The 18,245-nt window shown below is 71.5% G+C and carries 19 protein-coding genes; 8 read left to right on the top strand and 11 right to left on the bottom strand.

Translation table 11 applies throughout. The features are described 5' to 3' along the window. Positions 1–33: 33 nt before the first annotated feature. The 5 genes from OG776_RS31140 to OG776_RS31120 form a co-directional block, all read right to left on the bottom strand. Positions 34–987: an SCO1860 family LAETG-anchored protein gene (locus tag OG776_RS31140; protein WP_148007489.1), complete on the bottom strand. Its 954-nt coding sequence runs from the start codon at positions 985–987 to the stop codon at positions 34–36. Between the two features lie 189 nt (positions 988–1,176). Continuing rightward, positions 1,177–2,268, bottom strand: a complete 1,092-nt coding sequence (locus tag OG776_RS31135) for an amidohydrolase family protein (protein WP_148007488.1) — start codon at positions 2,266–2,268, stop codon at positions 1,177–1,179. A 10-nt stretch (positions 2,269–2,278) separates the two neighbouring features. Then, entirely contained in the window at positions 2,279–3,082 is an 804-nt protein-coding gene (locus tag OG776_RS31130) for an amino acid ABC transporter ATP-binding protein (RefSeq protein WP_148007487.1), read from the bottom strand. Beyond that, entirely contained in the window at positions 3,079–3,912 is an 834-nt protein-coding gene (locus tag OG776_RS31125; protein ID WP_148007486.1) for an amino acid ABC transporter permease, read from the bottom strand. The genes OG776_RS31130 and OG776_RS31125 overlap by 4 nt, the downstream gene beginning before the upstream one ends. Then, positions 3,909–4,754, bottom strand: a complete 846-nt coding sequence (locus OG776_RS31120; protein WP_148007485.1) for a transporter substrate-binding domain-containing protein — start codon at positions 4,752–4,754, stop codon at positions 3,909–3,911. The genes OG776_RS31125 and OG776_RS31120 overlap by 4 nt, the downstream gene beginning before the upstream one ends. Positions 4,755–5,115: 361 nt before the next feature. Between OG776_RS31120 and OG776_RS31115 the strand changes: the two genes are divergently transcribed. Continuing rightward, on the top strand, positions 5,116–6,237 hold the full coding sequence (locus OG776_RS31115; protein ID WP_261994392.1) for a pyridoxal-phosphate-dependent aminotransferase family protein: 1,122 nt from the start codon (positions 5,116–5,118) through the stop codon (positions 6,235–6,237). 286 nt (positions 6,238–6,523) lie between these two features. On the opposite strand, the gene OG776_RS31110 is transcribed toward OG776_RS31115, so the two are convergent. Further along, positions 6,524–7,306 (bottom strand): GbsR/MarR family transcriptional regulator, encoded by a 783-nt coding sequence (locus OG776_RS31110; RefSeq protein WP_148007484.1) that lies wholly within the window; start codon positions 7,304–7,306, stop codon positions 6,524–6,526. Between the two features lie 245 nt (positions 7,307–7,551). Between OG776_RS31110 and OG776_RS31105 the strand changes: the two genes are divergently transcribed. From OG776_RS31105 to thpD, 5 genes are all read left to right on the top strand, one after another. After that, on the top strand, positions 7,552–8,223 hold the full coding sequence (locus OG776_RS31105; protein ID WP_148007483.1) for a DUF4097 family beta strand repeat-containing protein: 672 nt from the start codon (positions 7,552–7,554) through the stop codon (positions 8,221–8,223). 461 nt (positions 8,224–8,684) lie between these two features. Then, positions 8,685–9,242 (top strand): diaminobutyrate acetyltransferase, encoded by a 558-nt coding sequence (gene ectA, locus OG776_RS31100; RefSeq protein WP_148007482.1) that lies wholly within the window; start codon positions 8,685–8,687, stop codon positions 9,240–9,242. 29 nt (positions 9,243–9,271) lie between these two features. Continuing rightward, positions 9,272–10,543: a diaminobutyrate--2-oxoglutarate transaminase gene (gene ectB, locus OG776_RS31095; protein ID WP_148007481.1), complete on the top strand. Its 1,272-nt coding sequence runs from the start codon at positions 9,272–9,274 to the stop codon at positions 10,541–10,543. Between the two features lie 52 nt (positions 10,544–10,595). Next, the gene (locus OG776_RS31090; protein WP_329322898.1) at positions 10,596–10,994 is read left to right on the top strand and encodes an ectoine synthase; all 399 of its coding nucleotides are present in this window, start codon (positions 10,596–10,598) and stop codon (positions 10,992–10,994) included. Between the two features lie 7 nt (positions 10,995–11,001). Next, on the top strand, positions 11,002–11,889 hold the full coding sequence (gene thpD, locus OG776_RS31085; RefSeq protein WP_148007479.1) for an ectoine hydroxylase: 888 nt from the start codon (positions 11,002–11,004) through the stop codon (positions 11,887–11,889). Between the two features lie 97 nt (positions 11,890–11,986). On the opposite strand, the gene OG776_RS31080 is transcribed toward thpD, so the two are convergent. From OG776_RS31080 to OG776_RS31060, 5 genes are all read right to left on the bottom strand, one after another. Then, positions 11,987–13,036, bottom strand: coding sequence for an aminotransferase class V-fold PLP-dependent enzyme (locus OG776_RS31080; protein WP_329322896.1), 1,050 nt, complete (start codon positions 13,034–13,036; stop codon positions 11,987–11,989). A 97-nt stretch (positions 13,037–13,133) separates the two neighbouring features. Beyond that, on the bottom strand, positions 13,134–13,853 hold the full coding sequence (locus OG776_RS31075; protein ID WP_148007477.1) for a DsbA family oxidoreductase: 720 nt from the start codon (positions 13,851–13,853) through the stop codon (positions 13,134–13,136). Positions 13,854–13,941: 88 nt separating this feature from the next. Beyond that, complete coding sequence (locus tag OG776_RS31070) at positions 13,942–14,448, bottom strand: GNAT family N-acetyltransferase (protein ID WP_329322895.1); 507 nt, start codon at positions 14,446–14,448, stop codon at positions 13,942–13,944. A gap of 107 nt (positions 14,449–14,555) precedes the next feature. Further along, positions 14,556–15,164, bottom strand: a complete 609-nt coding sequence (locus OG776_RS31065) for a DUF1349 domain-containing protein (protein WP_148007476.1) — start codon at positions 15,162–15,164, stop codon at positions 14,556–14,558. Between the two features lie 122 nt (positions 15,165–15,286). Then, positions 15,287–16,816, bottom strand: a complete 1,530-nt coding sequence (locus OG776_RS31060; protein ID WP_148007475.1) for an aldehyde dehydrogenase (NADP(+)) — start codon at positions 16,814–16,816, stop codon at positions 15,287–15,289. Positions 16,817–16,946: 130 nt separating this feature from the next. Between OG776_RS31060 and OG776_RS31055 the strand changes: the two genes are divergently transcribed. Both OG776_RS31055 and OG776_RS31050 read left to right on the top strand, forming a co-directional pair. After that, positions 16,947–17,720: an IclR family transcriptional regulator gene (locus OG776_RS31055; RefSeq protein ID WP_329322893.1), complete on the top strand. Its 774-nt coding sequence runs from the start codon at positions 16,947–16,949 to the stop codon at positions 17,718–17,720. Positions 17,721–17,723: 3 nt separating this feature from the next. Further along, positions 17,724–18,194, top strand: coding sequence for a GNAT family N-acetyltransferase (locus tag OG776_RS31050; protein ID WP_329322892.1), 471 nt, complete (start codon positions 17,724–17,726; stop codon positions 18,192–18,194). Positions 18,195–18,245 lie beyond the last annotated feature (51 nt).

Below are 18,245 nucleotides of genomic sequence, written 5' to 3'. Positions count from 1 at the left end.
CCCGCCCACCCGCACCCGTCGAAAACCCCCGCGTCAGGGTCGCGTACGGCGTCGCCCCAGGGCGACCGCCCCCGCACCCGCGGCCAGCAGCACCACCCCACTCCCCACGACGTACGGCGTGGACGACGACCCCCCGGTCTCGGCCAACCCCGCCTCCGTCTTCGCGGGCGCCTTCGCGGGCGCCTTCGCCGGCGCCTCCTTCGCGGGCGCCCCCTGGGGCGTCACCTCGGAGACGGGCGCGCCCCCGCCGCCCTCCTGTACCGGCGCGGCGGGCGCCTCGCACGAGACACCCGCGAGGGTCAGCGTCCCCTCCACCTCGGCCACGTTCAGCTTCAACGGGTTGATGGACACCTTGAGGACGAGCGCGGACGCGGCCGCCGTATCGGACGAGGCCTGCGCCTTGGAGAAGTCGATACGGACGTCGCCGACCCCTGGCACCTTCACCTCCGAGGGACCGCCCGCCGTGACCCTGATCCTCTTTCCGAGGACCGTCACCGCGCCCAGCACGTTCGTCGAGGCGACCGGCTTCCGGCCCGCCTCGCAGGTCGCCGTCGAGGTGACCTGCGAGAGCTCGACCAGGGAGAGCAGCGGGAGTCCGGGGACATGGACCCTGGCGTGCGCGAGGTTCGTGGTCGCCTCGGCCTTCGTCGGCGTCACCGTCGCCTTGGCGCCGGCGGCCTCCGCGCGCAGCACGCTGAAGGGCCGGCCGCCCGCCACACCGTCCAACCGGGCCGTCAGCGCCGTGCTTTCGGCGCTCCGCGGCGCCTGCACCTCGTTGAGGGAGACGGCCAGCGGGACGTTCACCGTCTTGTTGAGCAGGGACACGTCGAGCCCGGTGCGCAGGACGACGGCGCTCGCCCGGCCCTTCGAGCCGGTGGCGTGCGCGGAGCCCGCACCGGCCAGCACCACCGGACCGGCGGCGAGGACGGTGGCCGCGGCGGTGGCGGTGAACCGGCGTGCGGGCATGCGGAAGGAATGGGTGTTCAAGGGTGGGACCCCCAGGAGAGAAAGCTTGGGACCCGGAAAGAATTACGTACTAAGAGTGAACGGGCAGCGACCTGACGTGACTTCACTCCAACGTGGCGTATCCGTGAATCCATTCGAATCCCGCGGCACGGGAGTCGCCCGGCGACCCACACCCGGACGCGCCGACCCGAACACCCAGGTCACCGCCCACTAGCCGACGGGCCGCCCGTTCAGCACCACCAGACGCGGAGCGCCCAGCACCCGTACGTCCGCGCGCGGATCCGCCTCGTACACCACCAGGTCCGCCGGCGCCCCCTCGTCGAGCCCCGGCCGGCCGAGCCATCGCCGGGCGCCCCAGGTCGTCGCGGAGAGCGCCTCGGTCCGGGGGATGCCCGCGGTCACCAGCTCGGCGACCTCCCCCGCGACCAGCCCGTGCGGGAGCGTGCCGCCCGCGTCCGTACCGACGTAGACCTGGATGCCGGCGTCGTAGGCGGCGCGCACGGTGTCGTACCGGCGCTCGTACAGCCGGCGCATGTGCGCGGACCAGCGCGGGAACTTGGCGGCTCCGCCGTCGGCGAGCCGCGGGAAGGTCGCGATGTTCACGAGGGTGGGCACGATCGCGACCCCGTGCGCGGCGAACAGCGGGATGGTGTCCTCGGTCAGCCCGGTCGCGTGCTCGACGCAGTCGATGCCCGCCTCGACCAGGTCCCGCAGGGAGTCCTCGGCGAAGCAGTGCGCGGTGACGCGGGCGCCCAGCCGGTGGGCCTCGGCGATCGCGGCCTCGACGGCGTCCCTGGGCCAGCAGGCGCCCAGGTCGCCCGTGCCGCGGTCGATCCAGTCGCCGACCAGTTTCACCCAGCCGTCGCCGCGCCGGGCCTCCCGGGCGACGTACGCGACCAGGTCCTCCGGCTCGATCTCGTGCGCGTAGTTGCGGATGTACCGGCGGGTGCGGGCGATGTGCCGGCCCGCGCGGATGATCTTCGGGAGATCGGGGCGGTCGTCGATCCAGCGGGTGTCGGAGGGCGAGCCCGCGTCGCGGACGAGCAGGGTGCCCGCGTCCCGGTCGGTCAGCGCCTGCTTCTCGGAGACCTCGTCGGGCACGGGCCCGTGCTGGTCGAGTCCGACGTGGCAGTGCGCGTCGACGAGGCCGGGCAGCACCCAGCCCTCGACACGGCGGACGTCACGGGCGCCGGCGGGGCGCTCGTACGAGATCCTCCCACCGACGACCCAGAGTTCGTCGCGGACCTCGTCGGGCCCGACGAGCACCCGCCCCTTCACGTGCAGCACCGGCTGATCGCTCATGGACTGCACCCTAGTTCGGGCGCCGGCCCTCCCCGTCAGCCCGGTCGGGTGTCTCCTCCTCGACGTCCGCCATCGCGGGGTCCAGCAGCCGGGAGAGGAAGTGCCGGGTGCGCTCGTTGCCCGGGTTGCCGATGACCTGCTCGGGGGTGCCGTCCTCGACGATCACCCCGCCGTCCATGAAGACCACCCGGTCGGCGACCTCGCGCGCGAACGTCATCTCGTGGGTGACGACCATCATCGTCATGCCCTCGTTCGCCAGCCTGCGCATCACCGCGAGCACGTCGCCGACGAGTTCGGGGTCCAGGGCGGAGGTGGGCTCGTCGAAGAGCATCACCTCCGGGCCCATGGCGAGCGCGCGGGCGATCGCCACCCGCTGCTGCTGGCCCCCCGAGAGCGAGGCGGGATAGGCGTCCGCCTTCTCCGACAGGCCCACCCGCCGGAGGTTCTCCGCGGCCACCTTCGCCGCCGCCTCCTTGTCCCGCCCGAGCACCCGGCGCTGCGGCAGCGTGAGGTTCTCGGTCACCGACAGGTGCGGGAAGAGGTTGAACTGCTGGAAGACCATGCCGATACGGCGGCGCACCGCGTCGATGTCGACATCGGGGTCCGTGACCTCCGTACCGCCGACGACGACCCGGCCCCTGCTGGGTTCCTCCAGGAGGTTCACGCAGCGCAGCAGCGTGGACTTGCCGGAGCCGGACGGCCCGATGACGCAGACCACCTCACCCGAGCCGATCTCGAGATCGATGCCGCGCAGCACCTCGTTGTCACCGAAGGACTTGTGCAGGTCCTTCACCTGGATCTCCGGCGTGCTCACTTGGTGGCCTCCCCGGCCTTCGCCTCGAGACGGCGGACGACGAATCCGAGCGGGATCGTGACCAGCAGATAACACAGGCCCGCGACCAGGATCGGCGTGGAGTTGGCGGTCTGGCTGGCCAGGTCGCGTCCGAACTTGGTGAGTTCGCGCTCCTCCAGCGTGACGCCGAGGAAGAGCACCAGCGAGGAGTCCTTGAAGAGCAGGACCAGTTCGTTGGTGAGCGGCGGGATCACGATGCGGAACGCCTGCGGGACGACGATCGAGACCATGGCCCTCGCGTGCGAGAAGCCCAGCGAACGGGCGGCCTCCATCTGGCCCTTGGGCACCGCCTGGATGCCCGCGCGGATGGTCTCGGCCATGTACGCCGCCGAGACCAGACCGAGGGCCAGCGCCACCTTGCCGTACGTGCCGCCGGGGATCTCCGTGCCCGGGAAGGCCAGCGGCACGGCGACACCCACGAAGACGAAGATCAGCAGGGCGGGAAGGCCCCGGAAGATCTCGATGTAGATGCCGGCGACCCAGCGGTAGGGGCCCACCGGCGACAGCCTCATCAGGGCGATCACCATGCCGAGCACGAGACCTACGACGAAGCCGGACATCGTGTAGAGCACGGTGTTCTTCAGCGCCAGCGTGATGACGTCCGGGAACATCTGCCGGACCAGGTCCCACTGGGCGAACTGGTTCTTCAGCCGTCCCCAGTCGGCCGTGGCCGCGAAGGCGATCACGGCCGCGACGAAGAGCACGTACTGGGCGCCACGCGAGAGCGTGCGCTTCTGCCGCCGCGTCAGACCGGACCTGCGGGGCTGTGCCTGTGCGTCGCCGCCCCTCATGACGCGGACGGGGAGGCGGTGGCGGCGCTCTCGTCGTACGGGCCGATCCACTTCTCGTACAGCTTCTTGTACGTGCCGTCCGCCTTCGCGTCCTTGATCGCGGTGTTGACGGCGGCGACGAGCTTGGTGTTGCCCTTCTTCACCGTGAACCCGTACTGCTCACCGGTGTTGAGGTTGTCCACCACCTTGAAGGCGGCGGCGTTGGCCTTGTCCTTCAGCCAGCCCTGGACGACCGGGTAGTCGATGATGACGGCCTGGACCTGGCCGGTGCGCAGACCGTTGAGCACGGCGTCGGAGGACTCGAAGGAGACCGGGTCGAAGCCCTGCTTGCGCGCGTAGTCCTCACCGGTGGTCTGCGCCTGGGCGCCGAGCTTCTTGCCCTTGGCCTTCAGACCCGCGAGGGAGTCGATGCCGCTCTTCCTGTCGACCAGGACGGCCTGGGTGGCCTCGAAGTAGGGGTCCGAGAAGTCGACGTTCTTCTTGCGCTCCGGAGTGATCGTCATGCCCGCCGCGGCGAGGTCGCACTGCCCCGAGTTGAGGAAGGCGCCCGTCTTGAAGTTCTCGAAGGGCGTGTCCACGATGTCCTGCTTCACGCCGAGGTTCTTGGCGACCAGGTCGATCAGCGAGACGTCGAAGCCCTGCACCTTGCCGCCGATCTCCGACTGGAAGGGCGGGTACGGGAGGTGGGTGCACGTCGTGAGCTGCCCCGCCTTCACCAGGGGCACCCCGTGGGCGGTGGTCTTGCCCCCGCCCCCCGAAGAGCACCCGGCCACGAGCAGGAGCCCGGCCGTCGCGGTGGTGGCGGCCAGCATGCGCGTACGGCGTCCGGGGACCGGGTTCACGGGGGACCTCCTGTGGGGGGAACAGAGGCTTCCGATTATAAGGAAAAGTTTGACCTACTCAAACCAATCCGATGGTCGGTGCACCTTTCGGCCTGAGAAGTCATGCCGGACCGCACCGTTCGGCCCCTGACCGGACCGGCGTCGTCACTCGTCCGTCCACTCGTCCGTACGACGGTCGCCGTGGACCGGCCGGCACCGTCCCCACCTGCCCCGTCACGGCCCGGCGCACACACGCGCCACGGATGCCGCCGCGCGGCCGGCGCCGGACGGGACGTGGCCGCCGCGGCGCCATCGGGGCCACCGCCCGCGCTCCAGGGCGTCCGGGGGTGCCGGATACGCTCGGAGCTGCGCATTGGAACCCGTGAGCGAAGAGAGCAACGCCGTGACCCATCCCTTCCTGGACCTCGCCCCGCTGAGCGCCGCGCACTTCGCGTCGATCGAGGACCGCGTGGCGCGGCTGCTCTCCACCGAACAGGACGTCGTGATCACCCAGGGCGAGGCGCTGCTGCCGCTGGAGGGCGCGATCCGCGGCACCGCCGGGCCCGGCACCACGGCGCTCAACGTGATCACCGGGCCGTACGGACAGACCTTCGGGGACTGGCTGCGGGACTGCGGGGCCACGGTCGTCGACCTCGCGGTGCCGTTCCATGCCGCGGCGACGGCCGCTCAGGTGCGGGACGCCTTCGCCGAGCACCCGTCGATCGACTTCGTCTCCCTGGTGCACGCGGAGGCCGCGACCGGCAACACGAACCCCGTCGCCGAGATCGGCGAGGTGGTGCGCGAGCACGGCGCCCTGTTCTACCTGGACGCCGTCGCGTCGATCGGCGCGGAGCCGGTGCTGCCCGACGCCTGGGCAGTCGACCTGTGCGTGATCGGGGCGCAGAAGGCGATGGGCGGCCCGGCCGGTGTGTCGGCCGTGTCCGTGAGCGAGCGGGCCTGGTCGCGGATGGCCGCGAACCCCCGGGCACCGCGGCGGTCCTACCTGTCCTTGCTGGACTGGAAGGAGAGGTGGGTCGACGGCGGGCGCAAGGCGCTGCTGCACGCGCCGGCCCAGCTGGAGATGCTGGCACTGGAGGCGTGTGTCGAGCGGATCGAGGCCGAGGGTCTCGACGCGGTGATGAACCGGCACGCCACGGCCGCCGCGGCGACGCGGGCGGGAGCGGAGGCACTCGGCGGAGGGCTCGAACCGTATGTGTACCGGGCGCGGGACGCGGCGCCGGTCGCGACGACCCTGCGCGTGCCGGCCGGGGCGGACGCGACGGCGGTCGTCGCCCGAGCGCTGGCGGCGGACCCGGCGCTGCCGCTGGTCGCGGGCGGGGGCGCGCTGGCGAAGGAGATGATCCGCGTCAACCACTACGGTCCCGACGCGACGCGGGACGTCGTACAGGCGTCTCTCGCCGCCGTCGGCACCGCGCTGGCCGAGTCCGGACACGCGGTGGATCCCGAGGGTGCCCGGCGCGCGGTGACGGAGGTGTGGGGGTAGCACGGGGGCGTGCACGCCGTCCGCCGCCCGCCCTGCGGCTGACGGCTGACGGCTGACGGCTGACGGCTGACGGCTGACGGCTGACGGCTGACGGCTGACGGCTGACGGCTGACGGCTGACGGCTGACGGCTGACGGTCCCCCTGCGACGCGCACCGTACAGCCGGCCGGCCGCGACCAGCTCGACACCCGGGGGGCTGAAGGCAGCCACCTCGGCACCCCGGGGCCGGTGGCCCGCCCCGGATTCCGGGGTCCGGGGCCCGGCCGTCCGGCCCGGCTCCGCCGTACCTACGCTTCCCTCCCGCCCTTGCCTTCGTCCCCTGCCCCGGAAGCCGGGCGGGCCGGCTGCTCGGCGGGCGGTTCGGGCTTCGCGTGGAGGATGTCGCGGGCCTGTTCGGCGGCGCGGGCGATGCTCTCGGAGACGAAGTCGAGGAAGCGGGAGATGTTCTCCAGGCGGGTGGCGGCCGGGGTGCCCGGGCCGAGCACCTGGACGCCCTGCCGGGTGGTCTCGACGAGCTGGGCGGTGGACCGGGCGCTGGCCATCATCGACTGGTACCAGATGTCGTCGTCGACGATGTAGCGCTCGCGACGGCGCTCGTCGCGCTCACGGCGGACGAGGCCCTGGCTCTCCAGGAACGCGATCGCCTTGGAGACGGACGCCGGACTGACCTGGAGGCGCTGGACGAGTTCGGCCGCGGTGAGGCTGCCCGAGTCGCTGATGCAGAGGCAGGCCAGCACCCGGGACATCATCTTGGACATGCCCGAGGCCATGATGACGGTGGTGAACGTCTCCTCGTACTCGCGCACCGCCTCGGGGTCCCGCCCATGCCGCTGCGGAGGCGCCTCCGGGCCCTGCGGCGCACTCTGCCTGCGGCGGGCGGCGCGGCGTTCGGTGGCGCGGTGGGCGAGATCGGCGCGGTACGCGGTCGGACCACCGTTGCGCATGACCTCCCGGGTGATGGTCGAGGTCGGCCGGTCGAGACGCCTGGCGATCTCCGCGTAGGCGAGCCCGTCGGCCAGCCCCAGTGCCACCTGCTGCCGCTCCTGCTGGGTGAGTCTGCCTCCCGGCATCGTGGTCTCCTTCGTGGTCCGTGGTGTGGCCCAGCATAGCGTTCACCTCCATTTCATTGCAACGCCTCCACGATCAGACGTTGCATTACACTTGAGGTCATTGCAATGAAATACCGGCTCTGACCTGTAATTATCACAGTCATGCGCAACGACACTATTGCCGATTCGATTAATGCAACGTAGCGTTTCCACTATCAGAAACAGCGCGGGCATCGGAAGCCCGCGCCGAGGACAAGGAGCGCGCCATGCAGAAGTTCGACACCCCCGCCCCCGTCTCGGCCGTCCTCGACATCCCCGCGGGACGCGTCCGCCTGATCGCCGCCGACCGGGCCGACACCACGGTCGAGATCCTGCCCCTCGACGCCTCCAGGGGGCGCGACGTCAAGGCCGCCGAGCGGACCGAGGTCACCTGCTCCGGCGGGGTCCTGCGAATCGAGACCGCGGCCACGGAGAACCGGATCCTCGGCGCTTCCGGCTCCCTCGACGTGACGGTCCACCTCCCCGCCGGCTCCCGGATCGAGGCGAAGGCGCCCGGCGCCGACCTCAGGGGCGTCGGACGGCTCGGCGACGTCGTCTTCGAGGGCGGACAGGCCACGGTCGACCTCGACGAGGCCGGGAGCGCCCGCCTCACCCTGCTCGCCGGCGACGTCTCCGTCGGCCGCCTGGACGGCGCCGCCGAGATCACCACCCGGCAGGGCGACATCCGCGTCGCCGAGGCGGTGCGCGGCGCGGTCACCCTGCGCACCGAGCACGGCGGCATCTCGATCGGCGCGGCCCACGGCGTCTCCGCGTCCCTGGACGCCGGTACCGGCTACGGCCGGGTCCACAACACCCTCCGGAACACCGCGGGCGCCGGAGCGGGCCTGGCCGTCCGGGCGACCACCGCCTACGGCGACATCACCGCCCACAGCCTCTGAGCCCCGGCGGATCCGACCCGGGAGGGCGCCCGCGGGGCGGTGTGCCCGGACACTCGTCCGGGCACACCGCCCCGCCCCGTTCCCGCACGATGTCCGGCGATGTCCGGCGACGTCTTCACGAATCCGACACGACACGCATTCACTTCACCCGCCGCGCGCCGCCCGCCTATTCGGATATTAATTCGGCGCAGGTTTTCATGTCCTTCTGCCCGCTTTCCAAGCCACTAAACGCAAATATTTCGCGAACGCCGATCGGCGTGATTCGGGCAGGTCTCATGGACATTACATCGTTGTGACACACTCCACAGGACGTCCGTTTCCTTCCGTAATATACGGACACACCTGAATCTTTCGACGGCCTCCAAGTAGGCACGGACGGCCACGGGATAACACAGGACCGCCCTGCATGTAACCCCCGTCGACGATGCATTTTTCAATTTCCATGGGTAAATTCAATCCGCATGACCGCCGCACAGACAGACCTGCCAGCGGAATTCCTGGAAATACCAGAGGGCCTTCGGATCGACCGTCCGGAGGTGGCCGACGGGGCCGCCCTCTGGCGCATCGCCAAGGACTCCGAAACCCTCGACCTGAACTCCTCGTACAGCTATCTGCTGTGGTGCCGCGACTTCGCCGGCACCTCGGTGGTCGCGCGTGACACGGCGGACCCGACGGGGCGCCCCGTCGGTTTCGTCACCGGGTACGTCCGGCCCGAGCGCCCGGACACCCTGCTCGTCTGGCAGGTCGCCGTCGACGCCTCGCACCGCGGACGCGGGCTGGCCGCGGCCCTGCTCGACGGACTGACGGCGCGGGTCGCCCGGGAGCGGACGATCAGCGGGATCGAGACCACCATCACCCCCGGCAACACCGCCTCCGAGCGTCTCTTCACCTCCTACGCCGCCCGCCACGGCGCACAGGTCGAGCGCGAGGTGCTGTTCGGGTCGGGGCAGTTCCCGAACGGCCCGGACGGGCCCCACGACCCCGAAGTCCTGTACCGCATCGGTCCCCTCTCCCTCTGACCCCCCACGCACCGAGGAGCGATTCCGCCGTGACCATCACCCAGCCCGACCTGAGCGTCTTCGAGACCCTGGAGTCGGAGGTGCGCAGCTACTGCCGCAGCTGGCCCACCGTCTTCGACCGGGCCCAGGGCAGCCGGATGTACGACGAGGACGGACACGCGTACCTGGACTTCTTCGCCGGAGCCGGTTCCCTCAACTACGGGCACAACAACCCGGTACTGAAACGGGCCCTGATCGACTACCTGGAACGCGACGGCGTCACCCACGGTCTGGACATGTCGACGACCGCCAAACGCGCGTTCCTGGAAGCCTTCCAGAACCTCGTGCTGCGACCGCGGGACCTGCCGTACAAGGTGATGTTCCCCGGCCCCACCGGCACCAATGCCGTGGAGTCCGCGCTGAAGCTGGCGCGGAAGGTGAAGGGGCGCGAGGCGATCGTGTCCTTCACCAACGCCTTCCACGGGATGTCGCTCGGGTCGCTCGCCGTCACCGGCAACGCCTTCAAGCGCGCCGGCGCCGGGGTCCCGCTCGTGCACGGCACCCCGATGCCGTTCGACAACTACTTCGACGGCCAGGTGCCGGACTTCCTCTGGTTCGAGCGTCTGCTGGAGGACCAGGGGTCCGGCCTCAACCAGCCCGCCGCGGTCATCGTGGAGACCGTCCAGGGCGAGGGCGGCATCAACGTCGCCCGGCCGGAGTGGCTGCGCGCCCTCGCCGACCTGTGCCGGCGCCGGGACATGCTGCTGATCGTCGACGACATCCAGATGGGCTGCGGCCGGACGGGAGCGTTCTTCTCCTTCGAGGAGGCCGGGATCGTCCCCGACATCGTGACCGTGTCCAAGTCCATCAGCGGCTACGGAATGCCCATGTCGCTGTGCCTGTTCAAGCCGGAACTGGACGTCTGGGAGCCCGGCGAGCACAACGGCACCTTCCGCGGCAACAACCCCGCCTTCGTCACGGCCGCCGCGACCCTGGAGACCTACTGGTCGGACGGCTCCGCCATGGAGAAGCAGACCCGCACCCGCGGCGAGCAGATCGAGCAGGGCCTGATCGGCATCACCGAGGAGAACCTCGCCGATGTCCGGGAGTACCGGGGGCGCGGGCTCGTCTGGGGCCTGGAGTTCCACGAGAAGGAGCGTGCCGGACGCGTCGCGCGGCGCGCCTTCGAACTCGGCCTGCTCATCGAGACGTCGGGCCCGGAGAGCGAGGTCGTGAAGCTCCTCCCGGCTCTCACCATCACCCCCGAGGAACTCGACGAAGGCCTGCGCATCCTCGCCCGCGCCGTCCGCGAGACCCTCTGAGACCCCTTCCGAACCCCGTACCCGAGCAACGAGAGAGAGGCATCGCAGCATCGTGATAGTCCGTTCGTTCAAGGACATCGAAGGCACCGACCGGCACGTGAAGTCGGCCTCGGGCACCTGGGAGAGCAAGCGCGTCGTCCTCGCCAGGGAGAAGGTCGGCTTCTCCGTGCACGAGACGATCCTGTACGCGGGCACGAAGACGTCCATGTGGTACGCGAACCACATCGAGGCCGTCGTGTGCGTCGAGGGCGAGGCCGAACTCACCGACGACGAGACCGGGGCGACGTACACGATCACCCCCGGCACCACGTACCTCCTCGACGGACACGAGAGGCACACGATGCGGATCAAGAAGGACTTCCGCTGCATCTGTGTCTTCAACCCGCCCGTCACCGGGCGCGAGGACCACGACGAGAACGGCGTCTACCCGCTGCTCACCGAGGAGGTGTGACAGACCGATGACCACCCTCACCGATCTCTATCCCAGCCGCGGCGCCACCGAGGTGTCCGTCCCCCGCCAGGACCCGGTCGTCTGGGGTGCGCCGGACGCGCCCGGTCCGATCACCGGTGCCGAACTGCACGCGTACGAGCGGGACGGCTTCCTCCCGGTCGAGGAGCTCCTCGGCGAGGACGAGGTCGCCGTGTACCGGCGGGAGCTGGAGCGGATCGTCACCGATCCCGCGATCCGGGCGGACGAGCGCTCCATCATCGAGCCGAAGTCGCTGGAGATCCGGTCCGTCTTCGAGGTGCACCGGATCAGCGAGGTCTTCGCCCGCCTCGTCCGCGACGAGCGCGTGGTCGGCCGGGCCCGGCAGATCCTCGGCTCGGACGTCTACGTCCACCAGTCGCGGATCAACGTCAAGCCGGGCTTCGGGGCCAGCGGGTTCTACTGGCACTCGGACTTCGAGACCTGGCACGCCGAGGACGGGCTGCCGAACATGCGGACCGTGTCCGTGTCGATCGCGCTGACCGAGAACCACGACACCAACGGCGGCCTCATGATCATGCCGGGGTCGCACCGGACGTTCCTCGGCTGCGCGGGGTCCACGCCGAAGGACAACTACAAGCAGTCGCTGCAGATGCAGGACGCCGGCACGCCGTCCGACGAGGCGCTGACCGACTTCGCCGGCCGGCACGGCATCAAGCTGTTCACGGGCAAGGCAGGTTCGGCGACCTGGTTCGACTGCAACTGCATGCACGGCTCGGGGGACAACATCACCCCGTTCCCGCGCAGCAACGTCTTCATCGTGTTCAACAGCGTGGAGAACGCGGCCGTCGAACCCTTCGCGGCACCCGTGCGCAGGCCCGAGTTCATCGGGGCCCGCGACTTCACCCCGGTGCGCTGACCCGGGCCCGCCCCGGCGAGGGGAGAGCCGTGGCCGCGGACCGCCGCTCGTGGCGGTCCGCGGCCACGGCTCTCCCCTCGCCGGGAGTCGCCGGGCCTCAGGGGCGCAGAGCCTCCAGCAGGCGGTCGACGTCGGCCTGCGTGTTGTACAGGTGGAAGGCGGCGCGCAGATGGCCCGCCCGGTCGGAGACCTGGATCCCGGACTCGCTCAACTCCGGTTGCAGACGGCCGAGTCCGGGCACGGAGACGATCGCCGAGCCCGGCGCGGGCACCGGTTCGTGGCCGAGCTCCCGCACCCCGGCGCGGAACCGGTCCGCGAGACCCACGTCATGGGCGAGTACGCGTTCCGGACCCAGTTCCTCGAGCAGTTCCAGTGAGTGCCGGGCCCCCGCGTAGGAGAAGAGGCTGGGGCTCTCGTCGAACCGCCGCGCCGAGTGGGCGAGTTCCTCGACCGGTCCGTAGCAGCTGTCCCAGGGCGCCTCTCCCGCGACCCAGCCGGCGAACACGGCGGTGAGTCCGCCGAAGTCCTCCGGGACGGTCAGGAAGGCCACACCCCGCGGGCAGAGCAGCCATTTGAAGGCGACGGAGGAGACGAAGTCGTCGGCGTCCGCGGTCAGCGGCAGCCAGCCCGCGGCCTGGGACGCGTCGACGTAGGTCCGGGCGCCGTGGGTCCGCGCGGCCTCGCGGATCGCGGGGAGATCGGCGAGGCGGCCGTCCGCGGACTGTGCCGCGCTGACCGCGACGAGCGCGGTGCCCGGGCGCACCGACTCGGCGAGCCGTTCCAGCGGCACGGCGCGCACCTTGAGGTCGCCGCGCATGTGGAAGGGGTTCACCACGGAACTGAAGTCGGCCTCGGCGGTGAGCACTTCGGCGCCGGGCGGCAGTGCGGCGGCGATCAGTCCGCTGTAGACGGCGACCGAGGCACCCGCCGCGACCCGGGCGGCCGGGACCCGTACCAGCCGGGCGAACGAGGCCCGGGCGGCCTCGACGTCCGCGAACATGTCGGCGGGCCGCCCGGCGGCGACGGACGCGACGGCGGCACTCAGGGCGGTCACCGCGCGGGCCGGCAGCAGCCCGGTGCTCGCGGTGTTCAGATAGGTGTTCTCCGGGGCGAACTCGGCGCGTACCAGGCTCTCGAAGGTCTCCATGCGACCCACTCTGCGGCCCCGGCGACCCCTCGTCCATTGCGAAGTTCTGCCCGGTTCCCTCAACGAACGCTTATACAACCGCCCCGACCAGCGCGTTTCACTTCTGCGGTACGGCGCATCCGTCCGGGCCACAGGTCTCCGCGTCGGCGGAACCCTGCTGGATCAGCCGGAGCGGCGGGCGCTCTCCCCAGGCCTGCGTCAGCGCCTGGGTGAAGACCTCGGCGGGCTGGGCGCCGGAGACCCCGTACTTGCGGTCCAGGACGAAGAACGGCACACCGTTCGCGCCCAGCTCGGCCGCTTCCCGCTCGTCGGCGCGCACGTCGTCCGCGTACGCGGACGGGTCGGCGAGGACCCCGCGGGCCGCGTCGGCGTCGAGACCGGCGGCGACGGCCAGCTCCACGAGCCGCTCGTCGTCGTCGAAGACGGTCCGCTCCTCGGCGAAGTTCGCCCGGTACAACAGGCCGATCAGCTCGTCCTGACGGCCCTGCTCCTTGGCGAGGTGCAGGAGGCGGTGCATGTCGAAGGTGTTGCCGTGGTCGCGGTCCCGGGTGCGGTAGGCGAGGCCCTCGGCCGCGGCCTGGGTGCCCAGGTTCTCCTCGCCGGCCTGCGCCTGCGCCTCGCTCATGCCGTACTTCTTGGTGAGCATCGCGAGCACGGGCTGGACGTCACCCTTGGCGCGGCCGGGGTCGAGTTCGAAGGAACGGTGCACCACCTCGACCTCGTCGCGGTGCGGGAAGGCCGCGAGCGCCTTCTCGAAGCGCGCCTTTCCCACGTAGCACCACGGGCAGGCGATGTCGCTCCAGATCTCGACGCGCATGTCTCGGCTCTCTCCAGGTCGCACGGCTACGGGGACACGTCGGCGGTCCTCCGCGGGTCCTCGTGCGGAAACGTATCGCCGTCCGGGTTCATTCCCCGGGGACGGCATAGCGCAGGAAGAGGTGGTGGTCGCCCTCGGCCGGTGGGTTCTCCGGGTCCGGGAACCAGCCCTGGCGTGCGTAGAAGGCCTGCGCGCGTGCGTTGCCGGCGTGCACGTCGAGGGTGGCCGTCCGCACCCCGTCGGCCTGCCACTCCTCCACGCAGGCCGCGTGCAGGGAGGTGCCGACGCCGGACCGCCAGTGGTCGGGGGCCACGTGGAACTGGAAGAGCTTCACGGAGTCGGCGGGCGCGCCCTCGTCCCTGCGGAAGGAGGCGACGGCGGCCAGCCTGCCGTCGCGCACCCCGCACAGCACGTGGCTGTCCGGGCGCTCGATGGCGCCGCGCCAGAGCGCCGGCCAGTCGAGTCCGTCCTCGGGCAGACCGTCCGGGTAGTAGGTGGCGCGGGCGCGGACATGCAGGTCGGCGATGGCGGCGGCCTCGCCGGCCAGTGCGGTCCTGATCACGAGGGAGCCGGCGGTGCGGTGCGTTCTGATCATGCAGCGGAGGACGTGGTAGCGGGGGTTCCGGTTCCGGTGGGGCCGGACCGGGGGGGGCGTCGTGCCCCGGCCGCCCCGCCGGCCGGCCCACGCGTCCCGGCGGTGCGTCAGCTGCCGTCCCTCAGGTCCTCGGGCCAGTCCGGGCGGAACTCGATGCCGTCGTACGTGACCACGCACCCCTCCCCCAGCGGGGACTGCGTCATGAAGCCGACCAGCGCGTCGGACGTCTCCTTCTCGTCACCCAGCGTGAAGAGCCGGATGAAGGTCCACTTCGTTCCGTTGCGGGAGGCGTGGAAGGCGAAGGCGCGGCCGGTCCTGCTGATCCGTAGCCAGACGGAACTGCCGTCCACGGTGAAGGAGTTGGCGTCGTCGGAATGACCGCGGGTGACCACCGTGCAGACGGTCGGCACGTCCGGGGAGTACTCCAGGCAGAGCTTCGCCCAGGCCCGCTCCCCCACGTGGACGTAGAGCACGCCCGCGTCGAAGGAGGCGCCGAAACCGACCGTGACCCGGGCGATCAGCTGGAAGTCGCCCTCGGGGGCGCCGAGCAGCCGGGGCGCGTCCGAGGCGGGGTCCAGGGCCTCGCCGGTGGGCGGCACGAAACGGTCCTGGCGGCCGCCGGCCCAGCCGGCGAGCACCCCGTCCTCGTAGGACCAGTGTCCGTCCGGGCCGTAGGTGCGCAGGGAGAAGGGGAGTTCGGGAAGTTCCACGTCCATCCGTCAAGTCTCCCAGGTCCACCGGGGCGCGCCCGGACCGGGCACGGCACACCACGGGACCGGCCGGGTGTGCCCGCGGCCGTGCGAGGCCGCGGGCACGAGGGTGCCCGCCCGCGGAACTCTCAGCGCTCCAGCCGCCCGTTGAAGCGGCGCGGCAGGCCCAGCGGGTTGTCGTCCCGCAGTTCGGCCGGCAGCAGCGCCTCGGGAGCGCCCTGATAGGCGACCGGCCGCAGCCACCGCTCGATCGCCGTACCGCCGACGGAGGTCGACGTGGACGTCGTGGCGGGGTACGGGCCGCCGTGGTGCTGGGCCGGGGCGACGGCGACGCCGGTCGGCCAGCCGTTGACCAGGACGCGTCCGGCGAGCGGTGTCAGCTCGGCGAGGATCTCGGCGCCGCGGCCCTGGCCCGCCGCCTCCTCGGCGGAGAGCTGCACGGTCGCGGTGAGGTTGCCGGGCAGCCGGGACAGGACCGCGCGCGCCTCGGAGTCGTCCTCGTAGCGGACGAGCACCGTGAGCGGGCCGAAGCACTCCTCCAGGAGGAGGTCGTGCTCGCCGGCTGTCGTGAGCTTCTCCGCCGGGACGGTCAGGAAGCCGGGGCTCACCGTGTGCTCGCCGCCCGCGCCGGGCGTCACCGGGGCCTCCACACCCGGCAGTTCGGCGCGCTCGGTGACGCCGGCGACGAAGTTGTCGCGCATGCGGTGGTCGAGGAGGACACCCGCGTCGGTGTTGCTGACCGCGTCCGTGAGGGACTTGACCAGACGGTCGCCCGCCGCGCTCGCCGGGGCCAGCACCAGGCCGGGCTTCACACAGAACTGGCCGACGCCCAGCGTCATCGAACCCGCGAGTCCGGCACCGATCGCCTCGGCCCGCTCGGCCGCCGCGGCCTCGGTGACGACGACGGGGTTCAGGGAGCCGAGTTCGCCGTGGAAGGGGATCGGCACGGGGCGCGCGGCCGCCGCGTCGAAGAGCGCCCGGCCGCCACGGACGGACCCGGTGAAGCCGGCCGCCGCGACCAGCGGGTGCCGGACGAGTTCGACGCCCGCCTCGAAGCCGTGCACCAGACCGACGACCCCCACCGGGATGCCGTGCCGGCCGGCGGCGCGGCGCAGGACGGCCGCGACCAGCTCGGAGAGCGCGGGATGGTCGGGGTGCGCCTTGACCACGACCGGGCAGCCGGCCGCGAGCGCGCTCGCGGTGTCGCCGCCGGCGACCGAGAAGGCGAAGGGGAAGTTCGAGGCCGAGTAGACCGCGACGACGCCCAGCGGCACCTTGTAGCGGCGCAGGTCCGGGATCGGCGGGGTCGCCGTGTCGTCGGGGTGGTTGATCACGACGTCGAGGAACGCGCCCTCGTCGACGATGTCCCCGAAGGCCCGCAACTGGTAGCAGGTGCGGGCGAGTTCGCCGGTGAGCCGGACCGGGCCGAGCGCGGTCTCCGCGTCGGCGGCCTCGACGAGCTGGTCCCTGGCCCCTTCGAGGAGGTCCGCGGCGGTCCGCAGGAAGGCCGCGCGCACGGTGCGGTCCACGAGGGCTCCCCGCGCGGCGTGCGCGGCGCGGACGGTCTCGTCGACCTCCTGGGCTGTGGCCTCCACCGCAACCTGCTCGCGCTGCTTCCCGGTACGGGGGTCGACACTCCAGACTGGTGCTGCTGCCACCGGGGGTCCCTCCAGATGTGATGCCGCGGTTCTTGTGTCACCGACCAGCGCCGTTCGATATACTGAACGCTGTCTCAGATGGTGAATATGATGCGAGACTATTTCCCGTCGAACGAGGGGGTCAAGGGCGATGTCGGCAGGCGAGACAGGCGGCGGAGCACAGGTCAAGTCCGCGGTACGGACCGTGGAATTGCTCGAGTACTTCGCGGGGCGTCCCGGAATGCACTCCCTGGCCGCGGTCCAGGAGGCCGTCGGATATCCGAAGTCCAGCCTGTACATGCTGTTGCGCACCCTCGTGGAGCTCGGCTGGGTGGAGACGGACGCGACGGGCACGCGGTACGGCATCGGCGTACGCGCCCTGCTGGTCGGCACCTCGTACATCGACGGCGACGAGGTGGTGGCCGCGGCCCGGCCCACCCTGGACCGGCTGTCGGACGACACGACCGAGACCATCCACCTCGCCCGCCTGGACGGCACGAACGTCGTCTACCTGGCCACCCGCCAGTCCCAGCACTACCTGCGCCCCTTCACCAGGGTCGGCCGCCGCCTCCCGGCGCACTCCACCTCGCTCGGCAAGGCGCTGCTCGCCACCCACACCGACGAGCAGGTGCGCAAGATGCTCCCGGAGACGCTCCCCGCGCTCACCGAGCACACCATCACCGACCGGGAGCGGCTCATCGGGGAGCTGCACCAGGTACGGGAGCAGGGCTTCGCCGTGGACCGCGAGGAGAACACGCTGGGGCTGCGCTGCTTCGGCGTCGCGATCCCGTACCGCACCCCGGCCCGTGACGCGATCAGCTGCTCGGTGCCGGTCGCCCGGCTCACCCCCGCGCACGAGCAGACGGTGAAGGACGCGCTGTTCGACGCCCGCGACCGGCTGACCCTCGCCACCCGGAGGCTCTGAGCCATGGAGATCGCGCTCCGCCCGGTGCACGACAGCGACCTGCCGGTCTTCTACCGGCAGCTCAACGACCCGGAGTCCCTCCGGACGGCCGCCTTCACCCCCGCGGACCCGGCGGACCGGGAGGCCTTCGACGCCCACTGGAAGCGGGTCCGCGCCTCGTCCGCCGTGCTCCGCGCGGTCCTCGTGGACGGCGACGTCGTGGGCAGCGCCGCGGTGTACGGGGAACCCGGAGAGCGCGAGGTCACCTACTGGATCGACCGGTTCCACTGGGGCCGGGGCATCGCCACGGCCGCGCTGCGGGGACTGCTGGCCGAGGTCCCCGAACGGCCGCTGCGCGCGCGGGCGGCGGCCGACAACACGGGGTCGCTGCGGGTCCTGGAGAAGTGCGGCTTCCAGGTGACGGGGCGGGACCGGGGGTACGCCCACGCGCGCGGCGAGGAGACGGACGAGGTCCTCCTCACCCTGGGGCGATGACGCGGACATCATGAACGGCGCATGAGAAATACGGGCGGAAGGGAACGATTC

Origin of the sequence: Streptomyces sp. NBC_01689 (assembly GCF_036250675.1) — a bacterium.
Lineage (GTDB): Bacteria > Actinomycetota > Actinomycetes > Streptomycetales > Streptomycetaceae > Streptomyces.
Note: the sequence above shows the minus strand (reverse complement) of the source record. Positions and strands in the feature narration are given on the sequence as shown.

Bases quoted from the DNA above. Each gene is read 5' to 3' on its own strand.
- OG776_RS31135 (WP_148007488.1), bottom strand. From the start codon at position 2,268: ATGAGCGATCAGCCGGTGCTGCACGTGAAGGGGCGGGTGCTCGTCGGG.
- ectA (WP_148007482.1), top strand. From the start codon at position 8,685: ATGACCGCCGCACAGACAGACCTGCCAGCGGAATTCCTGGAAATACCA.
- OG776_RS31055 (WP_329322893.1), top strand. From the start codon at position 16,947: ATGTCGGCAGGCGAGACAGGCGGCGGAGCACAGGTCAAGTCCGCGGTA.
- OG776_RS31080 (WP_329322896.1), bottom strand. From the start codon at position 13,036: ATGGAGACCTTCGAGAGCCTGGTACGCGCCGAGTTCGCCCCGGAGAAC.
- OG776_RS31125 (WP_148007486.1), bottom strand. From the start codon at position 3,912: ATGAGGGGCGGCGACGCACAGGCACAGCCCCGCAGGTCCGGTCTGACG.
- OG776_RS31070 (WP_329322895.1), bottom strand. From the start codon at position 14,448: ATGATCAGAACGCACCGCACCGCCGGCTCCCTCGTGATCAGGACCGCA.
- thpD (WP_148007479.1), top strand. From the start codon at position 11,002: ATGACCACCCTCACCGATCTCTATCCCAGCCGCGGCGCCACCGAGGTG.
- OG776_RS31050 (WP_329322892.1), top strand. From the start codon at position 17,724: ATGGAGATCGCGCTCCGCCCGGTGCACGACAGCGACCTGCCGGTCTTC.
- OG776_RS31105 (WP_148007483.1), top strand. From the start codon at position 7,552: ATGCAGAAGTTCGACACCCCCGCCCCCGTCTCGGCCGTCCTCGACATC.
- OG776_RS31110 (WP_148007484.1), bottom strand. From the start codon at position 7,306: ATGCCGGGAGGCAGACTCACCCAGCAGGAGCGGCAGCAGGTGGCACTG.
- OG776_RS31075 (WP_148007477.1), bottom strand. From the start codon at position 13,853: ATGCGCGTCGAGATCTGGAGCGACATCGCCTGCCCGTGGTGCTACGTG.
- OG776_RS31065 (WP_148007476.1), bottom strand. From the start codon at position 15,164: ATGGACGTGGAACTTCCCGAACTCCCCTTCTCCCTGCGCACCTACGGC.